The 17,322-nt window shown below is 59.3% G+C and carries 11 protein-coding genes and 5 pseudogenes; 7 read left to right on the forward strand and 9 right to left on the reverse strand.

Translation table 11 applies throughout. The annotated features are described in order from the left end of the window. Positions 1 to 493: 493 nt before the first annotated feature. A pseudogene (locus P3C39_RS32960) lies at positions 494 to 1,219 on the forward strand (pitrilysin family protein); the annotation flags it as partial. A gap of 415 nt (positions 1,220 to 1,634) precedes the next feature. Then, complete coding sequence (locus tag P3C39_RS30870; protein ID WP_095486045.1) at positions 1,635 to 3,110, forward strand: NAD-dependent succinate-semialdehyde dehydrogenase; 1,476 nt, start codon at positions 1,635 to 1,637, stop codon at positions 3,108 to 3,110. A gap of 786 nt (positions 3,111 to 3,896) precedes the next feature. Here P3C39_RS30870 and P3C39_RS30875 read toward each other — a convergent pair. Further along, entirely contained in the window at positions 3,897 to 4,412 is a 516-nt protein-coding gene (locus P3C39_RS30875; RefSeq protein WP_224570032.1) for a DUF2285 domain-containing protein, read from the reverse strand. A 794-nt stretch (positions 4,413 to 5,206) separates the two neighbouring features. On the opposite strand from P3C39_RS30875, the gene P3C39_RS30880 reads away from it, so the two are divergent. From P3C39_RS30880 to P3C39_RS30890, 3 genes are all read left to right on the forward strand, one after another. Continuing rightward, on the forward strand, positions 5,207 to 5,695 hold the full coding sequence (locus tag P3C39_RS30880; RefSeq protein WP_275954907.1) for a transposase: 489 nt from the start codon (positions 5,207 to 5,209) through the stop codon (positions 5,693 to 5,695). A gap of 533 nt (positions 5,696 to 6,228) precedes the next feature. Then, positions 6,229 to 6,465, forward strand: coding sequence for a hypothetical protein (locus P3C39_RS30885; RefSeq protein WP_275954906.1), 237 nt, complete (start codon positions 6,229 to 6,231; stop codon positions 6,463 to 6,465). 433 nt (positions 6,466 to 6,898) lie between these two features. Then, a complete protein-coding gene (locus P3C39_RS30890) occupies positions 6,899 to 7,027 on the forward strand; it encodes a hypothetical protein (protein WP_135907184.1) in 129 nt (42 codons plus the stop codon). Here the strand turns inward: P3C39_RS30890 and P3C39_RS30895 are convergent. The 3 genes and pseudogenes from P3C39_RS30895 to P3C39_RS30905 all read right to left on the reverse strand — a co-directional run. Further along, positions 6,993 to 7,622 carry a hypothetical protein gene (locus tag P3C39_RS30895; RefSeq protein ID WP_275954905.1) on the reverse strand — a complete coding sequence of 210 codons (630 nt, stop codon included), beginning with the start codon at positions 7,620 to 7,622 and terminating at the stop codon, positions 6,993 to 6,995. The genes P3C39_RS30890 and P3C39_RS30895 overlap by 35 nt on opposite strands. A 192-nt stretch (positions 7,623 to 7,814) precedes the next feature. After that, positions 7,815 to 8,128 (reverse strand): annotated as a pseudogene (locus tag P3C39_RS30900) (ATP-binding protein); the annotation flags it as partial. Positions 8,129 to 8,138: 10 nt separating this feature from the next. After that, positions 8,139 to 8,672 (reverse strand): annotated as a pseudogene (locus tag P3C39_RS30905) (IS21 family transposase); the annotation flags it as partial. 516 nt (positions 8,673 to 9,188) lie between these two features. Between P3C39_RS30905 and P3C39_RS30910 the strand changes: the two are divergent. Beyond that, positions 9,189 to 9,545 carry a hypothetical protein gene (locus P3C39_RS30910; RefSeq protein ID WP_127309514.1) on the forward strand — a complete coding sequence of 119 codons (357 nt, stop codon included), beginning with the start codon at positions 9,189 to 9,191 and terminating at the stop codon, positions 9,543 to 9,545. Positions 9,546 to 10,115: 570 nt separating this feature from the next. Here P3C39_RS30910 and P3C39_RS30915 read toward each other — a convergent pair. From P3C39_RS30915 to P3C39_RS30935, 5 genes and pseudogenes are all read right to left on the reverse strand, one after another. Then, positions 10,116 to 11,432, reverse strand: coding sequence for a HipA domain-containing protein (locus tag P3C39_RS30915; RefSeq protein WP_127206482.1), 1,317 nt, complete (start codon positions 11,430 to 11,432; stop codon positions 10,116 to 10,118). Then, entirely contained in the window at positions 11,422 to 11,760 is a 339-nt protein-coding gene (locus P3C39_RS30920) for a helix-turn-helix transcriptional regulator (RefSeq protein WP_275954904.1), read from the reverse strand. The genes P3C39_RS30915 and P3C39_RS30920 overlap by 11 nt, the downstream gene beginning before the upstream one ends. Before the next feature lie 909 nt (positions 11,761 to 12,669). After that, positions 12,670 to 14,008: pseudogene (locus tag P3C39_RS30925) on the reverse strand (IS5 family transposase). 215 nt (positions 14,009 to 14,223) lie between these two features. Continuing rightward, a protein-coding gene (locus P3C39_RS30930) for an IS5 family transposase (RefSeq protein WP_275955458.1) occupies positions 14,224 to 14,978 on the reverse strand; the annotation gives its coding sequence in 2 pieces (ribosomal slippage) (positions 14,224 to 14,651 and positions 14,651 to 14,978; 756 coding nt in all). 163 nt (positions 14,979 to 15,141) lie between these two features. Then, positions 15,142 to 16,380 carry an acetyl-CoA carboxylase biotin carboxylase subunit family protein gene (locus P3C39_RS30935; RefSeq protein WP_024505827.1) on the reverse strand — a complete coding sequence of 413 codons (1,239 nt, stop codon included), beginning with the start codon at positions 16,378 to 16,380 and terminating at the stop codon, positions 15,142 to 15,144. A gap of 753 nt (positions 16,381 to 17,133) precedes the next feature. On the opposite strand from P3C39_RS30935, the pseudogene P3C39_RS30940 reads away from it, so the two are divergent. Continuing rightward, positions 17,134 to 17,322: pseudogene (locus tag P3C39_RS30940) on the forward strand (class I SAM-dependent methyltransferase); the annotation flags it as partial.

The following is a 17,322-nucleotide window of genomic DNA, read 5'->3' on the forward strand; positions in this document are numbered from 1 at the left end:
GAAGTCCGAAAAGGGCATCATCGCCTGGCTGGTGGAGGACCACACAGTGGAAATCGTCAACATCGGCTTTGCCTTCAAGGGCGGCACCAAGCAGGACCCGGTCGGGAAGGAGGGGATGGCCAAACTGATGGCCGGCCTGTTCATCGAAGGCGCTGGCCATTACGACAGCGATGCCTTCCAGGTGAAGCTCGACCATGCCGGCGCCGAAATGAGTTTGGACGCGCAAAGCGACGACATCTACGGATCGGTGTGCATGCTTTCCAAAAAGCAGGACGCGGCGTTCGGCCTGCTTCGGCTCGCGCTGAACGCGCCGCGCTTCGACCAGGGGCCGATCGATCGCGTCCGCGCCGAGATTGTCTCCCGCATCGTCGGCAGCGAGCGAGACCCTAACGCCATCGCTCAGCGCAAATGGCTGCGCGCGATCTATGGCGCGCATCCTTGTTCAAGGCTGGGAGAAGGCACAAAAGAGAGCCTGCCCGGCATCACGCCGTCCGACCTCCGCGCCTTCCACCAGGCCATTTTCGCTCGCGACGGGCTCCATATTGCCGTGGTGGGTGACATTGACGCGAACACGTTGAGGGAAAGGCTTGACCAGCTGTTTGGTGATTTGCCTGAGCAACAAACCCTCGTCCCCGTCTACGATGTCGCGCCGAAACTCGGTCAACTGGTGGAGGAGAACTACGACCTGCCGCAGACTTCGCTGACGTTGGCCTGGCCTGGCGTGAAGCCTAGCGCGCCGGATTTCTACGCGGCCGTGCTGCTGAACGACATCCTTGGCGGCTCATACTTGACTTCCCGCCTTTACGAGGAGGTACGTCAAAAACGCGGCCTTGCCTATCACGTCAGCTCTGAACTAACCCTTGACTCGCTTCTGGTTACGACAGAGACACGCTCGGACTGCGCTGCCCAAACACTGAGCATCGTGCGAGATGTGGTAAAGCAGATGGCGCAGCAAGGACCGACCGGGGCCGAGCTCAAGGCGGCGAAGAAGCACCTGATCGGCGCCTATGCCATCGACCAACTGGGCTCGACCCGCTCGATCGCAGACCGGCTCCTGGATTTGCAGATTCACAAGGCCGACGTCGACTACAACCAGCGTCGCGCCCGCAGCATCGGTCGGGTGACGCTCAAACAGGTCAAGGCGGCGGCCAAAAAGCTGCTTTCGGCTGAGCCCGCCATTTTGGTGGTCGGCCCGCCGCTGGGCGGCAAGGATGAGTAAAGAAACTCATCTCACCTTCCTTCTTCATCGGGGCTTCTCGTGGGAAGAGCGAATGTGGAGGCCCGTGGGCCAAGCAGATCATGCAGACGCGCGGAGTCGTTTTCGCCGACCTTGCGCGGCATTGGCGGTCCGGCGGCCTCTCGCCGAAATGGCGCTCCTCAGCATGTATGCCGCCTTTTTGCAGAATTCCGTCGCATGCCACCAGCAGGCATGGTGGATGAAGCAAACATCCGACTGCTTAATCCATCAATTGATGAACCGCGGGCACTCAAACTAACGAAACTGCTGTCTTTTCATCGGGCTAGCGTGGTCTACCAGCTGCTTTGCCGAGGCCCTACGACGAACCCACTGGTGCAGAATACACACTGACGGCCTGTCGACCTGGATGTTCGCTGCGTTGAGGAGGAATCCGGTATTGCCCCTGTGCCTGCCGATGATCCGCCGTCTGAAATCCCCGCACCTGTTTGGAGCCATCGACCGCCTGCCGGCACTCGGCAGACCAGTTGGCAATAAGACGTTCGAGGTCGTCAATCCGTCGACCGGCGAAGTTTTGGCAGAGCTTCCCGATATGGGCGTGGAGGAGACACGTGCTGCGGTAGACAAAGCCTATGTTGCGCAGTCGGGATGGGCCGCGTTGACGGCCCGAGAACGTAGCGACGTTCTTTGGCGATGGCATCAGCTGATCATCGACCATGCAGGCGATCTCGCCGCGATTCTGACTGCGGAAATGGGCAAGCCGCTTGCCGAAGCCATTTCAGAGGTATCGCATGCGGCGGCGTATCTGCAATGGTATGCCGAGGAGGCCAATCGCGTCTATGGCGAGACGATCTCGGCACCCTCGACAGACCGCCGAATGCTAGTGATCAAGCAGCCCATCGGCGTTGTTGGCACGATCACGCCATGGAATTTCCCGGCCTCCATGGTGGCGCGCAAAATCTCGCCGGCCTTGGCTGCAGGCTGCACAATCGTGCTCAAGCCCGCTGAACAGACGCCGCTCGTGGCTGGCGCAATGTTCGCCCTCGCCCATCAGGCCGGCTTTCCCGATGGCGTGGTCAACCTGATCTATGCGTCCGAAGGTGATCGCGTGGGCCGTGAACTCTGCACCAATTCCAAGATTCGAAAGATCAGCTTCACCGGTTCGACCGAGGTCGGACGGCTGCTGATGCGTCAGTGCTCTGACCAGATCAAGAAGGTCAGCCTTGAACTCGGCGGCAATGCACCTTTCATCATCTTCGATGATGCCGACATTGACGGTGCTGTTGACGGTGCGGTCCAGGCGAAGTTCCGCAATGCCGGCCAGACCTGCGTTTCCGCGAACCGCATTTACGTCCAATCGAGCGTTCACGATGAGTTCGTCAAGAAATTCGTGGAAAGAATCCGGCACTTGTCGGTTGGCGACGGATTCGATGCCGGAGTGGACATCGGACCGCTCATCGACAAGCATGCTCTGGCCAAGATCGAGTCTCACATCGCAGATGCCATTGCGAAAGGCGGCACAATACGATGCGGGGGCCAGCGTATCGGCAAGAATGGCACGTTTTTCGAACCCACGGTCCTCACCGAGATTTCCAGCGTCATGGCAGTCGCGCAAGAGGAGACATTCGGGCCGCTCGCGCCGATCATTCGCTTCAACGATGCGGATCAGGTCGTGCGCGAGGCCAATGACACGATCTACGGCCTCGCCGCATACTTCTATGCCTCAAACCTGAAGCGGGTCTGGCGTGTGGCAGAGGCTCTGGAATATGGCATGGTTGGCATCAACACGGGACGCATGTCCTCGGAGGCGGCACCGTTTGGCGGGATCAAACAATCCGGCATCGGGCGGGAGGGTTCCCGTCATGGCCTCGAGGACTATCTGGAAATGAAATATCTTTGCATGGGCGGGATTTGAAACCTGCTGCACTGTCTCTCCGCCCCACCGGGGGGCGGCCTGCGGTCAATGCCGCCACCTAATTGGAAGTTCCAAACGCCGTTGACCTGAAACACGGATGCCCGGCAGGAGACTGAGCTCGCTGCCGGGCCGGACATGCCTTGGGAGGGCATAAGTCAGCGCTCCTAGGGCCGATGGGCCACTCAGTTCGTGCGCCTTTTGCCGATTGCGTTGCATGTGCCGTGCCAAGCCAAAAAGCATTGATAAACCGCCGATGGATCAGCTTTTGCCCTGTTGCGCATTCTACATTGTGGGATATGCGACAATGCCCAAGCGGTTGAATCGTCGTGTTGCAGACCCCCAGACGGGTCATGACTGCTATTCTTAGGATAGTGCGCAGCAAGCCGCTACTCGCTGCACTCCAGGCACACCATTTCCATAATCAAGCGGTGGGTGCTATGTCTGACCGAGCTGTCGACCAGGGAACGGTGTGAGGCCTCAAATCCCTCCATATTGTTGCACCCGCCGGTCCAACAGGACTGCAGGTCCGGCCTCAAAGGATCTTGGCTGCTATGGCGACATTGCGGTGCACGCCGCTTTCCGACCAATGATGTGCGTCCAGGTCGAGGCCGGCCCTAATGAACCACCGCCTTGGCACCCTCGCCCATCTCATTTCGGCATCGACAAGCTTGACCAGAGCGCACCTTGCAAGGCGCCATGCAGTCCTGTCGGCGGGCGAACTGTTGGTGACGGGTACAGCTGCGAGCGAACGTTCATCCACCGACGCACAGCGCGGACTGTCGCTTTTCAAATTAGGAAATCTCTGTAGCCACCATTCATGAGCGCGCGGCCACGCGAGACGGCCCGACGGATGCGGTCGCGCAGATGATCGCGAGGATCCGCCCAGTCGGCATGGACGCGCCGTTGACCGATGAGAACTTCGGCGAGCTCGCGATGAGGTGCTCCGGCGAGCGAACCGTCGAGCGCACGAAGAACGAAGGACAAACGAACGCCGCGCTTTTCCGGCGCAAACAAGCGGGGGGGCAACTGTTGCCCTAGACTGAGAGCATTGAGGCACTCCAGTCCCCTCAGTCGATGCTTTAAAAGCACCGCGGGCCAGATGGCTTGCGTATGCAGGCAAACAGGGTGGAGGATATTCGCGCCCGAGACGGCGAGCTGCAGCGCGTGGTCCGCATTGCGAAGAAGAACATGCTGGCTCTTGTCGGGCGCCAGCAGGACGATTGCACGACAGGGCAATGCCGAGAGTTCGAACGGCGGTGTCGGCGACGAGGCAGGCAACCGTTCCGCAATGACCGGCAGCACATGGACGCACCAGAGCGGACACCAGAATACGACCGAAGCGCGGCCACAAGACTCCGCGAAACAGAACACCCCAGCGTGACAGGTCGCCGGCCGACGCGACCATATCGAGAAAGGATTGGAGAGACCAAGTCTTGCAATGCTGGCGCGCAGCGGTCAGATCGCGCTGGAACGCTGGATTGCGGCGTAAGAACTCCCAAGCCCACTCCCGCAGCGTCAGGCCAGCGGTGTAGTCGTATGATCTTTCATCCCGCCAATCGGCCTGATCCGCGCCAGTCAGGAGATTCATGACTGACATCCCCTGCCCGCGCCTGCGTGCGTCGAAACATTATGCCACTTCGCAAAGCATCGGCGAAGGCAGCAGACGTCGAAGACCCCGTTTCGTTGAAGCGTCAGCCATCGCCACTGTCGGCGACAGAAGATGTGCCCAAATTGCCACCAGACCGTCGAACGGGCACAGCGACGGCCAGCGCGACCTGGAATTGATTCCGTAACGGTCATCGGCTCCTGCGTCGCGATCCAGACGTCCCTTGAAGGCGCAGTAGCGCGGCAGTGGGTCGCACGCTGCTTGTCGGCAAGTTGTCGTAGCGGCGGCGCCATAGGCACGGTCATCGGAAGGGTCTCCTGCGGCAAGTTTTCGCCATTGGAGGCCAATCTCCCCGCTAGGGCAGCCTGTGCAGTTGCACAGGTGAAGCGGATCAATCAGGGGGAGCCATGACGGAAACTGGATGATGACGGCTTGAGGAGAGCGGCGTATCGAGGCGGGTGATGAAGCCTGCCAGTACCTCTCAAGGAGTGTGACACGCCATGAACGAGACTATCAACACATTGTTCGCCTTCGTCAGCCCGACGAAATCGGTGATACCCTGACGGATGTACTTGGCAGCGGCGCGCGCAAATTGCTTGCGCAGGCGATCGAGATGGAAGCCGAGGCGTATGCTAAGGCGGTCGACTGCCTGACGAAAGATCAGAATGCGTCGCTGGCGTTCTACGATTTCCCCGCCGAACACTGGGATCATCTGCGAACGTCCAATCCCATCGAAAGCGTCTTTGCGACCGTTCGCCACCGCACGGTGCGTACCAAGGGCTCGCTATCCTGGAAAATCGCCCAGCTGATGGTCTTCAAGCTGGTCATGGCCGCGGCCAGGAGGTGGCGACGATTGAAAGGACAAAATCAGTTGCCGAAACTCATCGCAGGTGCCAGGTTCTTGGACGGAATCGAGGTCATCGAAAACGAAGCCGCAGAGCGCCGCTTGATCAGCCTCGTCACCCAAATTCCAGCATAGCTCCTCGGAACTGCCAGCCTTCCTTGCCGAATCAGGCGCAGATTAGCGCTGACGATACCGAGGACGGCGACGGCGATCACCTCCAGGCCGCCAAGTAGCGACCCTCAAAACACCGCCCTGGACCCGGCTGCCCCATCGGGCCTTTTCTGTTTCTGGACAAGGAGCAAACATATGTCCGCAAGCGACATTTACGAGAATGCACCGCTCGGGAGCCTGATCAACTATGGTGATCATGCCCCCAAACCGCTCGCCCGACAGGACCGTCTCATGAACGCCCTTCCCGCACGAGCCGCCGGCATTACGGCTGGCTTCCTCGATCAGACCGCGTCCGACCGGACCAGCCGCGCCACCCCGATTCTGCATGCCGCCGACCAGATCACGCCCTTCCTCGAACGGGGTCGGCCGATCGGCGCAAATGCAAGGGAGCGGGCTTTGCAAAGACCGGCAAGGCAGAATGGGATTTCTGGGAACTGGTCGAGGCCAGCCTGAACCGGTATCTTGTGCCTGCCCTCGGGAGTCGCTCTGTCTACCATGTGACCGACACCGACATTGCTAACATCACCGAGAAGATCGTCGCCGGGGGTCACCCGCAAGCGGCTAACACAGCCTTCTTTTATATGCGGCATTTTTCAACTGGTGTCGCAAACCGCCGCAACGGCTCGTCGCGGTTTCCCCGCGAGGGATTGGAAAATCCGGTATCCGGCCCCGATCGTCAAGCGCAAGCGAGTGGTGAACGATGCCGAACTGGCGGCTATATGAACGGGCTGTGAGCCCGAACCGGGCGATATCGGCTATTCGTTCGGCTCCATCGTCAAGCTGCTCATTCTGACCGGACAGAGGCGTACGGAAGTTGCCGCGATGCGTTGGTCCTCAACCTTGAAGCCGGAACATGGAACTATCGGGTGACCGCACGAAGAACGAAGAGCCTACGCTTATTCCGCTGTCCACACTGGCGGTGTCGGTCCCCCAGACGGTACCGAAGACCAATGACACGTTTTTTTCCCTGCGAGGGGCAACGAAAGAAGCCACTTCTCAGGCTACGCGAAGGGCAAGAAGGCTCTAGACGGCAAGGTCAATACTGACGGGGTGGCTTTGGAGAACTGGACCCTTCACGATCTGCGCAGGACGCTCGCGACAAATCTCGGCAGGCGGCAGGTATTGCCACACGTCATCGAGCACATACTGAATCACAAGGCGGCGTCCTTGACAGACATTGGCGAAATCTACAATCTCTATAGCAACGTCAAGGAGAAGCGCGAGGTGTTGCAGATGTGGTCAAATCACATCGAATGGCTGATCAAGCAGGCTGCGGATGACGCTCTGGCGGCGTAGCTGCTGGCATGGGCGGAAGATGCGGCGCAACAATCGTCAGAGGCTCATCGAATTGGAGATCATGCTTGACCAGCAAATGCGCGGCCAATGCTTCGATGGCCGACCAGTGATCGAGTACTAGCCGGGCCGTGCAATCTTCGATCCGCCCCCAATCGGGGCGGCGCGGCATCAGGAACCGCAACTCACCATAGATTCGCTTGGCATCCGCGTAGTCGCTGCTCCCCTCATTCCCATCGGACGCATTCATCGCCATATCGCGCGGGTCCAGATAGCCTTCGAATGCGGATTCTGCAAAAGGACCTGCCAGACACGCAACTATCTCCCGGATCGCATCATCGCGTTCCAAACATCGATCCATATCGTCCTCGAAAATCGGCTTTCGCTTCGAGGTGAATCCTTGCGCTGAATAAAAACCCGCGCCTTCGACAACACCACCGCACTCTCCGTCACCGACGTCGGGGTAAATACTAACACTTGAGAAAGCAGGGAGTTCACGGTCGTCGTCGAACGTCTGACGGTGCAAAACGATGGCGGCCACCGCGTGCCCGGCTTCGTGATGCGCCACAAGCGGCAGATATTGGGAGGCTACATTCATGCGGTGCGGCTCTCAGGTCTAGTTTGCTTTTGCGCATAGGACCGCAATTGTCGTGCCAACTGGGAAAATCGTTTCGGGCAATGCGATCGCTCCGATAGCGTTGCGTCTCCTGTCTGACATTGTTGGGAAGTCGACACGCGCCCGTCGCAATGCGGTCGACCTTCCGCGCGAGTGGGGTGACCCGTGAAGGCGGCCGACCAGGACGATGTTGCGCTGATCGGCGACGAAGGCGCGGCCGGGCGAGATCGCGCATCAGGGGGTGACCGGCGTGTCGGCGAAGTCGAAGTCGTCGATGTCCTTGGCCAGCGGCAACTTGGCGACAGCGAACTGGTATTTGATGGAGCGGGCCTGCTTCTCCGATATCTCGGCCTGCAAGAGATCACCGACAATCCTGGGCGGCTCGTGCCGTCGCTTGATGGCGACGCACCCATGATCTCGTCATAGGCTCTGCGCATTCCGTAGAGCTTCAGCGCTCCCATCAGTTCCAGTACCTCGGTGCGTTCCATGGCTGTTTGTCCTCCTGAGACTGTCATAGCGGGTGCAGTCGGCGACCGCTCGTGAGCTAGCTTCAGCGCTTGGGGAATGGAAAGGATCGTGCCCGGCGCCGGATCGCGGCTGCGGGCCAGGATGTTGAGGATCACCGGCGCCGACGATGCACCGTGCTCGATGGCTTCCTGACAGGCGGCCTCGACCGCGCTCAATCCGTCGGTCAGCACCCAGGTGAGGATCAACACCATCTGCCGGTCGACGTCATCAACCGCCTTGAGCTGCGCCGCACCTTCTCCATTGCCGACCGCACGACCCAGCCAAGGAACGGCGCGCGCCGTGTGCCAGGGATCGTAGACGACCTCGTTGCGGCCAAAGGAGCGAACGTGTTCTCCCACGACCACGCCATCCTCTGGCGGATGCGATCCGATCGACATAAGCATGGATCTCGATGGGCCGACCGACGGCACTCGACAGCACCGAGTATTTGTTGTTGTCGAAGCGCACCGTGCAGGTCTTCGACACCGACGGGGGAATGCAATGGAAGCCGTCGAAGCGACCGGCAGCCGCTCCCGCTGCGGCTTGGCCGCATTCGCCGACAGCAGCCGGTCCCGCGTCTCACGCCGAGCTCCCATGCGGGGATAGGGCTGGTGCTTGCGCTCGTAGCGGAACTGCGTCTGCTCAGAACGCAGGACCTTGCGCACCACCTTGCGCGAGATCTTCAGCTCACGGCAGATCGCTTTGATCGACTTCCCCTGGACCAGCGACAGCCGACGTATCTTTGCAATCGTCTCTAAAACCAACATCCAAAACACAAATGCCTCCGATCAAGCCGGAGGCATCTTGATGACCCCATCGTTAAGGGGTCCCGTTTGGACGAAAATCACCCTTTAAACAGGGTCCCCATTCCACGAAAAATCAATGCACTACCTTCCAAAGCTGCGAGAGATCGCCACCGACCGCTTTGAAGGGGCTTTCGGCGGTCTCGTCAGCGAGGTTGTGGCATGAAGAAACATCAATCCACAGCATTGGGCCGAAGCATGCCACGGGCTCATGCCGCGGGAGAGCGGGAAGATATTCTTGAAAGAAGCGGTCTCCGACATCAATACCGACAGGATGGGCAGCTTTCTCACATCACTTGAGGTCGAGCGTGGCAGTTGCGACCCGCAATGCAAGGCTGGCGGCGATGCATGCCTTTGCGCGGTTCCTGATTTCGGAGCACCCCGAATATTAGGATACGCTGCAACTGGTGGTGACACTTCCCTTCAAGAGGGCGCGTGGGTGGCACCTGTCGAATATCTCGATGAGCCCGGAAATCAAGAGCGTCCTGGCGCGTATCGACCGCCGCACGCCTTCTGGACAGCGGGATTACGCTCTGTTTTCGCTGATGTTCAATACGGATGCACGAGTTCAGGGATCCTGAATCTTCGATTGTGACCTTCGTCTGGTATACCGCCCTGTCCCGCCGAGCAAAGCAACGACCGCCCCACACTGCTCACCCGGTTCGGTGTTCGATACTTGCTGCGCACACATGGCTGCGGGCGAAGGAACCACCATGGCGGAAAAGAGCATCCATCATCGCCCTTTGCGGGACACGACGGCCATCCACCTCGTCAAGGCGGGTGTTGACATCGCCACCATCAGTCGATGGCCAGGCCACTCGGGCTGAACTAACGATGCGCTACGCCCAGGCCGGTATCGATATGAAGCGGCAAGCGCTCGAACAAGTCTTCCCCGACGTGATGTCATCGGCAAAAGATCAGACGATCATCGCTTTGATGGCTGGATGTTTGGCTGGCTGCACCGCTTGTAGACGCTCAGTTATGTGGAGTTGTATCGCGGGAAGTCGCGCGTCTTGGGCTTTTGCGGTGTCAGCTCAACATCTCTCCGCAGTGCACGTTGTCACTGTTGAAGAGCCGTTTGTTCAATCTTCGTCCTGGCACGGCAAGGGTTGTCCATATTGTGGCGTCTTGCGCTTGCCGAGCTTGTCCGAAATCCAGCGCCGGATCAGGCGTGAACACTGTTGCGTAGTTCGTCAGCCAGAGCGCGGAGAACGTCGGCGCTTCCTTCCAGCGCCGTAAAAGCGTAGGGATTGAGGAACTGTCGGCCCCAGAACAGATTCCGATCTATGCCGGATAGCGTAGCTTCCTCGCTGACACGCGGCCAATTCTCCGCAATGCATCGGAGCTGGCCTTCAACAATCGCAAGAGCTTCCGGCGCGCTGAGCAGGAAGTGATGCGCCGCTTCAAGGCAGGACGCTATCCGGCTCATGCGGTTATTGCCGCTGATGAGCATGGCCTGGCTGGCCTCCTGGCCACTGCGGGCCTGCGGACAAATATCGTACGCAGGCGTGAGGGTGAGCTTAGCGCCGTCCCAGAATGCCGCATGGTTGCGGGCATGATCGTCGGTGTTGCCGCAAAGTATGTTGAAGACAATGCGGCTGAACAACTCGCGCAGAGTTTCCGACGGCGCGGTGAATCGGTGGCGAATGATCTCCGCCAAATCCTGGTAGCTGGCGTAACGCGCCATCATCTCATCGAGCGCGAGCATCGTCAGCGCTGAGACCATGGATTTGCGTTGCCAGCCGCCCGTGACCTTGATCCGGTCGAATCGCTCGACGAGCAACACGTCGTTGCCTGCGGCGCGAACGAGCGAGACGGATGCCGCTCTGATGCCGCACAAGGCGGCAAGCCGCATGGCTATGAATTCTCCTTTGACGACGCTGTAAAGGTCGGCAGACGAGGAAAATTTCGCGACATGCTTGACGGCGTCATCCTCGATCAGCGCCTTTGGCCTTGCGCCGCCGATCGAGCTGCCGTGATGCAGCGCCTGATCTAATTCGGGGGTGAGCGGAATACCTTTCTCTACCCGCTCCGCCGATTGGACAAGCTCTTCGAGAGTGGCATTGGCCAGTGCGCGCGGCTCGTAATGCGTGGGCGAAAACTGAAAATCGAGCGCGCCGATGCGGTCCGAGCCTGATTCCAGCAAGAACGTCAGTTCTGAAATATCGAGCCGCGCGATTTCATCGCCCTTCACACCGAATTTGCGGTTTAGGATAACCCGTCGTCCCCAGGCATCAGGGGCAGCATCGCGGATGCATCCCGGCATGGTTAGGCCAGGAAGCAAAGGCAATTCGCCTGCCTTCAGGGGCAGTTCCGGGAGATAAAGCGGGATCGCGCTGCCCAGTTCACGAAAGCTCCTGCCATAGTTGAAGCTGACGAGTCCGTCATGGGCATATAGCCGCCCGGCGACAACCGGCGCGGTCTCGCCCGGCAGCCAGACCCAGACATAGGCTTCGTCGTACTTGGGGACCTTAGAACTCATCGACGATCTGCTTGCTGGCCTTGTAGACGTGCTTCGGCAGCAGCGCGATGCGATCGTCCATGCGGCCTGTGAGGGCTGTGATGCCCTTGCCGTCGGCATCGAACAGCTTCACACCGACAATGGCAGCAGCTTCGAACATCAGTCCGATTTCGACTTTGGGATCGCCCTTCTCGATGCGCTGCAGGGTGCTGCGTGAAACACCGATTCTCTCGGCTAACTCCTGTGCGGTTAACCGGTGCTGCATCCGGCCAAGCCGGATGGTCTTACCGAAAAGGCCAAGCGCTTCCATCGCGTAGCGCGAATAGGTGCGTTTATACGTTGCCGTCATTCGGGTCTCTGTGACCTATACATGATCCATATCGCCTTCTTTCGGCCCTTATATAGGTAATGTCACAGAGCGACTGCCAAAGTCAAGACTCCGTATTGTATGACCCGAATTCCCCTGATTCGGCTTTGTATGCAGCAAGAGTTCGCATCACGGCTACGTTCGGAAAGCGAGATAGAATGCGACGGGAGACGCCGGCGTTACCCATCCGAACGAGGAAGGCGGATATTGCCGACGGCTCCTGCACAACCGGCCAGCTCTGCGCGCCTCGGGCCAGGCGGAGATCTGGCGCTGGATGGCGGACAGCCATGAGACGCCTCGCATGAGTCATTCCATGGGCGGTCCCTGGTGCCACTACGCCAAGCGCGATGAAGCGTTGCGGTCTTCGTCGCGCGCAACGGCGAAAGCGTGCAGGAGGATGGCTCGGGTCAGGGTGGACAAGCATCTGGGTAACATTTTGCTTCTGGAGGACGGGACGAGTCCAGGTTGGCCGCTGCTCAAGGCGCTGGCTCCGCAGCAGAGCGGAGGAACTGGAGGGTCTGGTCCGGCGTCGAGGCACGGCGCAAGGCCTGCCGCGAGGGCGCGGATAGTGCTACTGGCCAGCGAGAGGATTTAGAACAAGGAATTGCCTTACCTTGGTGCAACGCCCAACACGGGGCACATTGCGTCGGCGCTTTGCCGAACAGTTGTCGCGGTGCTGGGCGCCTCCAATCTGACCTTCGCCTTTGCCAGGTCCAGCCAGAAGCTGCCGGACTGGATCGAGGGCCAGGTGCGGGCGCTCGCCTACTTCGGCGGCGTCACCAGGGCGATCGTCTGCGACGCCTTTGGCAGGCGCACGTGGGCTTCAGCTGAACCGCCTCCGAGATGCGCAAGCCGGCAGCATAGCAAGTCGGCCGTGAACAATGAGAGGGATCAGGCTTCGAGCTCTTTCGGCTGACTTTGTAGGGCTGCGATGAGAAGCCACAAAAATCCCTTCAGCCACCTGAGCAGGAGGGAGAAGCTGTATCCGACGGCGGCCAGAATGGCGTTGAGGGCGTCGCCCTGCTGGCCGGCGAGGTAGTTACGGCCCATTCTTTTCTTGATGTGGCCGATGACGGGCTCGACCGCCGAGCGCCGCCGCATCTGGCGCTTTGGCTGGGGTGACGCGGCGTTTCTGGCCGGCGGTGAAGACCCTGAGCTTGTGGCTCTGGGGTGCGTTGTGGCCGCGATAGCCGGCGTCGGCGAGGATGCGGCCGATCTCGTTGCCGATGGTCTTTTCCATGTCGGGGATGACGCTTGCCAGCGTGTGGCCGTCATAGGGATTGCCGGGCAGTGCTTTTGCATGCAAGGCGAACTGGCCGCCCTTGGAGCGCTTCAGCGTGGTGGCCACCGACACCTTCACCCCGAACTCGTAGGGCATATGCGCCTTGCCCTTGCCAATGCATTCCACCTCGTGCGCGTGCAGGCTGTAGATCTTGCGGCCGCGCTGGCGCTAACGTTGCTCAAGAACGGTGGCAGGCTGGTAGACCGGCCATTTGAAGAGCGCGTCCAGCCCCGCATCGCCGGCGATCTGGCGACCAATGTCGCGAATGGCCCGGCCGAGATAGGTCTTGAGCCTGCGCAGCGCCTTGTTGGCCCGCTTGAACTGCTTGGCCTGGGCATAGCGCTGGTGGCTGATCAGCGCCAGCTTGCCGACCCGCACATAGCTCTGGCGCAAATGGAGACCCGTCCTCTTGGCCAGCCGCACCAGCCGTTCGCGCGCCCGGTGGATGAGCTTGGCGTCGGTTGGGAACATGACGTTCTTCGGCTGCACGGTGGTGTCGACGATCACCTGGCGCGTGTCGGCCGGCTTCATCGCCCCGGTCTTGACCGCAAGGCTGAGGCTTTCCTGCAACAGCACCACGATCCGCTCCTCGCCCATGCGGCTGCGCCAGCGCGTCATCGACGAGCGGTCGAACGGCAACGTATGGCAAAAGAACGTCTCGCCGGTGAGGTACTGGAAGTAGGGGTTCTCCACCCAGCGCTCGCACAGAACCTCGTCGGACAGGTTGAAGGTGTGCTTGAGGATCGCCAGCCCCGCCATCAGCCGGGTCGGCAGCGGCGGCATGCCGGGGCCATCCGAATAGACGGCGCCGAAACGCTCCTCCAGCACTGGCCAGTCGATCGCCTCCGCCAGCCGCACCAGCTCGTGCTGCATGTTGATGATCTGGTCGAGCCGGGAGCGGAACAGGTCCTGCTCTCCCGTCTCGCGCTTCTCGCGTGGCCTGGACATTCGCCGTCCCCTCGATTCGCTGCCGCCGAACCGAGTGAATCACGCTCCGCAGCACAAGGGAATCGAAAACCGAATTGCAGGAAAACAGCGTCCAAATACCGCTAACCTGCAATTCAAAAGACGCTATCCGCTTCCCAGGCCAGATCAATGGCTTGCGGATAGTTCACGGTCGACTAGCAAGTGGGTTCTTCAGGGACGACTACTAGTGCGTGTCCTCAGTTGAGGAGGAAAGTTATGGCGACGAGTTGGACGACGGCAAGGAAATTGCGCGCGGTCTTGTCATAACGCGTGGCGATGGCGCGGAAGTGTTTGAGCTTGTTTAAGAACCGCTCGACGAGATTGCGCTCGCGGTAGAGTGCGAAATCGGTCTGGCGCGGGATGAGGCGGTTGGCCTTGGGTGGGATGACCGGGGTGATTCGGCGATCCTTGAGAGTCTGGATGAGGGCGTCGGCGTCGTAGGCCTTGTCCGCAAGAAGGGCTTGCGGGTCGACTTGGTCGAGCAGCGGCCCAGCTTGGCCAAGATCGGAGGCTTGGCCGGGGGTCAAAGAGAAGCCGACGGGGTTGCCCAAGGCGTCGACCATGGCGTGGATCTTGGTGGTCAGTCCGCCTCGGGAGCGTCCGATGGCTTGGTTTTCGCTCGCTTTTTTTGGGCGCCGGCGCTGTGTTGGTGAGCCCGCACGATGGTTGCGTCCAGCGACATGTACTCGTTGTCGTGATCACTGGCCAAAGTCTTGAAGATCCGGTCAAAAACGCCACTCTTGGCCCACCGGTCGAAGCGTTGCCAGACAATCTTCCAGTCCCCGAAACGTGGTGGCAGGTCGCGCCAGGGAATACCCGCCCGGTAGCGGTAGAGCACCGCTTCGACAAACAGCCGGTTGTCCTGCGCCGTTCCGCCCACATGGCCCTCACGGCCGGGCAGGAAATCCTTGACCCGATCCCACTGGTCGTCACGAAGTCCGTATCGCCGCATCGGTCGGTTCCCCAAATCAAACCGACCACCTATGAAGCACTCAAACACTGATTTGGGAATCCCCTAACTGAAGACACGCTCTAGTTCGTCTTCGGGCTCCATCATGTCGCCGACATCCAAGTGAAATTTTTTGGTCTGCGCCCACCCTCCGCGGCGAAGGCCCTCAAGTTGTTCCTGTTTCGCCGCGGGTCGAAAACGGTGTGATCGACCAATCGATCAAGCTGACGGCACGCTCAAGTATCTCCTCCGTCCGCGCAAGGCTAGGTGAAGCGGCTATGACATAGCCAATCCAGTCTCGGGAATCGCCTTTCCTGAGAATCGGCGTCTTGGGTTCAACGCGGAAATTTACCTCGGCGACACCGGATAGTGCGACCGCCCGACTCTCGCCAACGATCGAATCAATTATGCCATCGCGGTCTGGAACAAGTAGCCGCGCGGCTGCAGTGTGGGATTGCCTTTTTTGCAAATCCCATGCCTCGCCGATCGCCAGCTTGATGTGCTCGGTGACAAGATCGATGCCGTAAGCCAGCCGAATCAGTTGGGGAGTTGGTGTGCAAGGAAGACGTGGATTGACTTCGATGACGACTGGACCACGCATCGTCCACCGGAACTCAATGCCTGTTGGCCCCCAGCCAAGGCCGAGAGCTCGCAAACAGTTCAGCGAAACTTCGGCGATGCACTTACGCTGGTCATAGGCCAGCGCGGCCGGGAAGGCGCACTCTCGAAATACGAAGTATGGAAGATCGCCCAAGTCAGCGGTCCCGATCCCAATGATGTCATTCCCCATTATCTCCGCACTAAAATACGGGCCTTGTGCGAATTCTTCGACCAGTATCCTCGGCGAAGACTGCCATTTATGCTTCCCGCCCAACAGATAGGTCGAATGTTCGAATAACTCATCGACGGTGCGGCACAAGCGGACTCCGCAGCTAAAACTCCCTTCGGCCGGCTTAAGAATCACTGGTAGGCCAATCTCTGTGGCAGAGCGTTCTATGTCCGTCGCGTTCGCTGCTAAACGATAAGCAGGTATTGGGACGCCCGCCTCCGCGAGGAGTTGACGTTGAACTAATTTGTCGCAGCACCGTTCAACGGATTCGGGGTCGGGTCCGGGTAAATCGAAATGCCGGCAGAGCTTTCCAACTGTCGCATAGAATGAGTCACCGGTGCTTGTAATCCCAGCAATGTCATAGTTCGCACGGAGCTGAAGACATTCGTGGATCAGCGCGTCGAGGTTGTCTGTATCGACACGAATGACGATGCTTTGCGGCGTCAGACGGTTGTACCGAGCTGGATCAGCCGAAAGGATAATTGGGTGAAGACCAAGACGCAGAGCCGCTTGGACGTAGAGCGGACCAACGTCCCATGGATAGATTTCGATCAATATGAGCGCTCTTCTTGTCATGGCTGCTGCCCTCATGTCGCTTGCTATTCGGCCGTCTGAGCATACATCAGTTTGCATAGGCATTGTTTTTCGGACTGACCTCCTATCATTGTCGTGAACGTACCATTTTCAGCGATTTGCGGTCGTAAAGATTGTGCAAAGTTACTTGAAAGATCTGTGGCAATGTCCGCGCGCGAATTGGCGAGTGGTGGTCAGGCAGTGAGACTGACGAATTGGCCGGGGTAGGATCAGCCTAAGGCCGTAAAATCGTTAAGACTACGTTCTGATTCGAAGCTTCTTTTGATACGACCTTTGGCTGCTGGCGCGCTTTCGACGGAGAGATTGTCAGGATCGGAAGTTCCTGGTCTCCCACGGTTCCGTAACGCCCACCAACGCGAAATTTCCACGGGTTCCGCGCATTCCGTCTTTTGTTGAACAGCTCTCGATTGTATTCGAGTTTTCTAGAGCTAATTATAAAGTCGCCTTACAGAATTCACATACTTTTTTAACATATTTTCGCTTGTCGTCAGGACGAGTTTGGTCCCTATTCTGACGTCAAATATGGGTAAGAGAAACATAACCTTTCGAAGCAAATTAATGCTTTCGGAAGTCTAATGTAGCGACTTTAAGAGCGGGCTGTTTCCGTAGCGCCGAACGCGTAGGATTCATTGGTACGGGCAGCATGGGGCGACCAATGATCGCAAGGTTCGCGGCAATTGCGCCGCCGATGAGAACTGTACCGCACCTAATTTGCCCCTATACGGAGGAATTGACATGAATACCCTCGATCAGCGGACCGCACTGGAGCAAGCTGCACGCAAACGCATCAAGGATTCCCATGCGCTCGACGGCGACGTCGATCGCTTGGCACGCTTTTATCGTGAATGGGCAAGTTCCTACGAGTTGGATGTCGGCCGGGATGAATACTGCGGGCCGGCGATTGTTGCGGAACTGGCGGGCACG

The organism is Mesorhizobium sp. XAP4 (genome assembly GCF_029269325.1).
Classification (GTDB): domain Bacteria; phylum Pseudomonadota; class Alphaproteobacteria; order Rhizobiales; family Rhizobiaceae; genus Mesorhizobium; species Mesorhizobium ciceri.

Bases quoted from the DNA above. Each gene is read 5' to 3' on its own strand.
- P3C39_RS30895 (WP_275954905.1), bottom strand. From the start codon at position 7,622: ATGAATGTAGCCTCCCAATATCTGCCGCTTGTGGCGCATCACGAAGCC.
- P3C39_RS30915 (WP_127206482.1), bottom strand. From the start codon at position 11,432: ATGAGTTCTAAGGTCCCCAAGTACGACGAAGCCTATGTCTGGGTCTGG.
- P3C39_RS30920 (WP_275954904.1), bottom strand. From the start codon at position 11,760: ATGACGGCAACGTATAAACGCACCTATTCGCGCTACGCGATGGAAGCG.
- P3C39_RS30935 (WP_024505827.1), bottom strand. From the start codon at position 16,380: ATGACAAGAAGAGCGCTCATATTGATCGAAATCTATCCATGGGACGTT.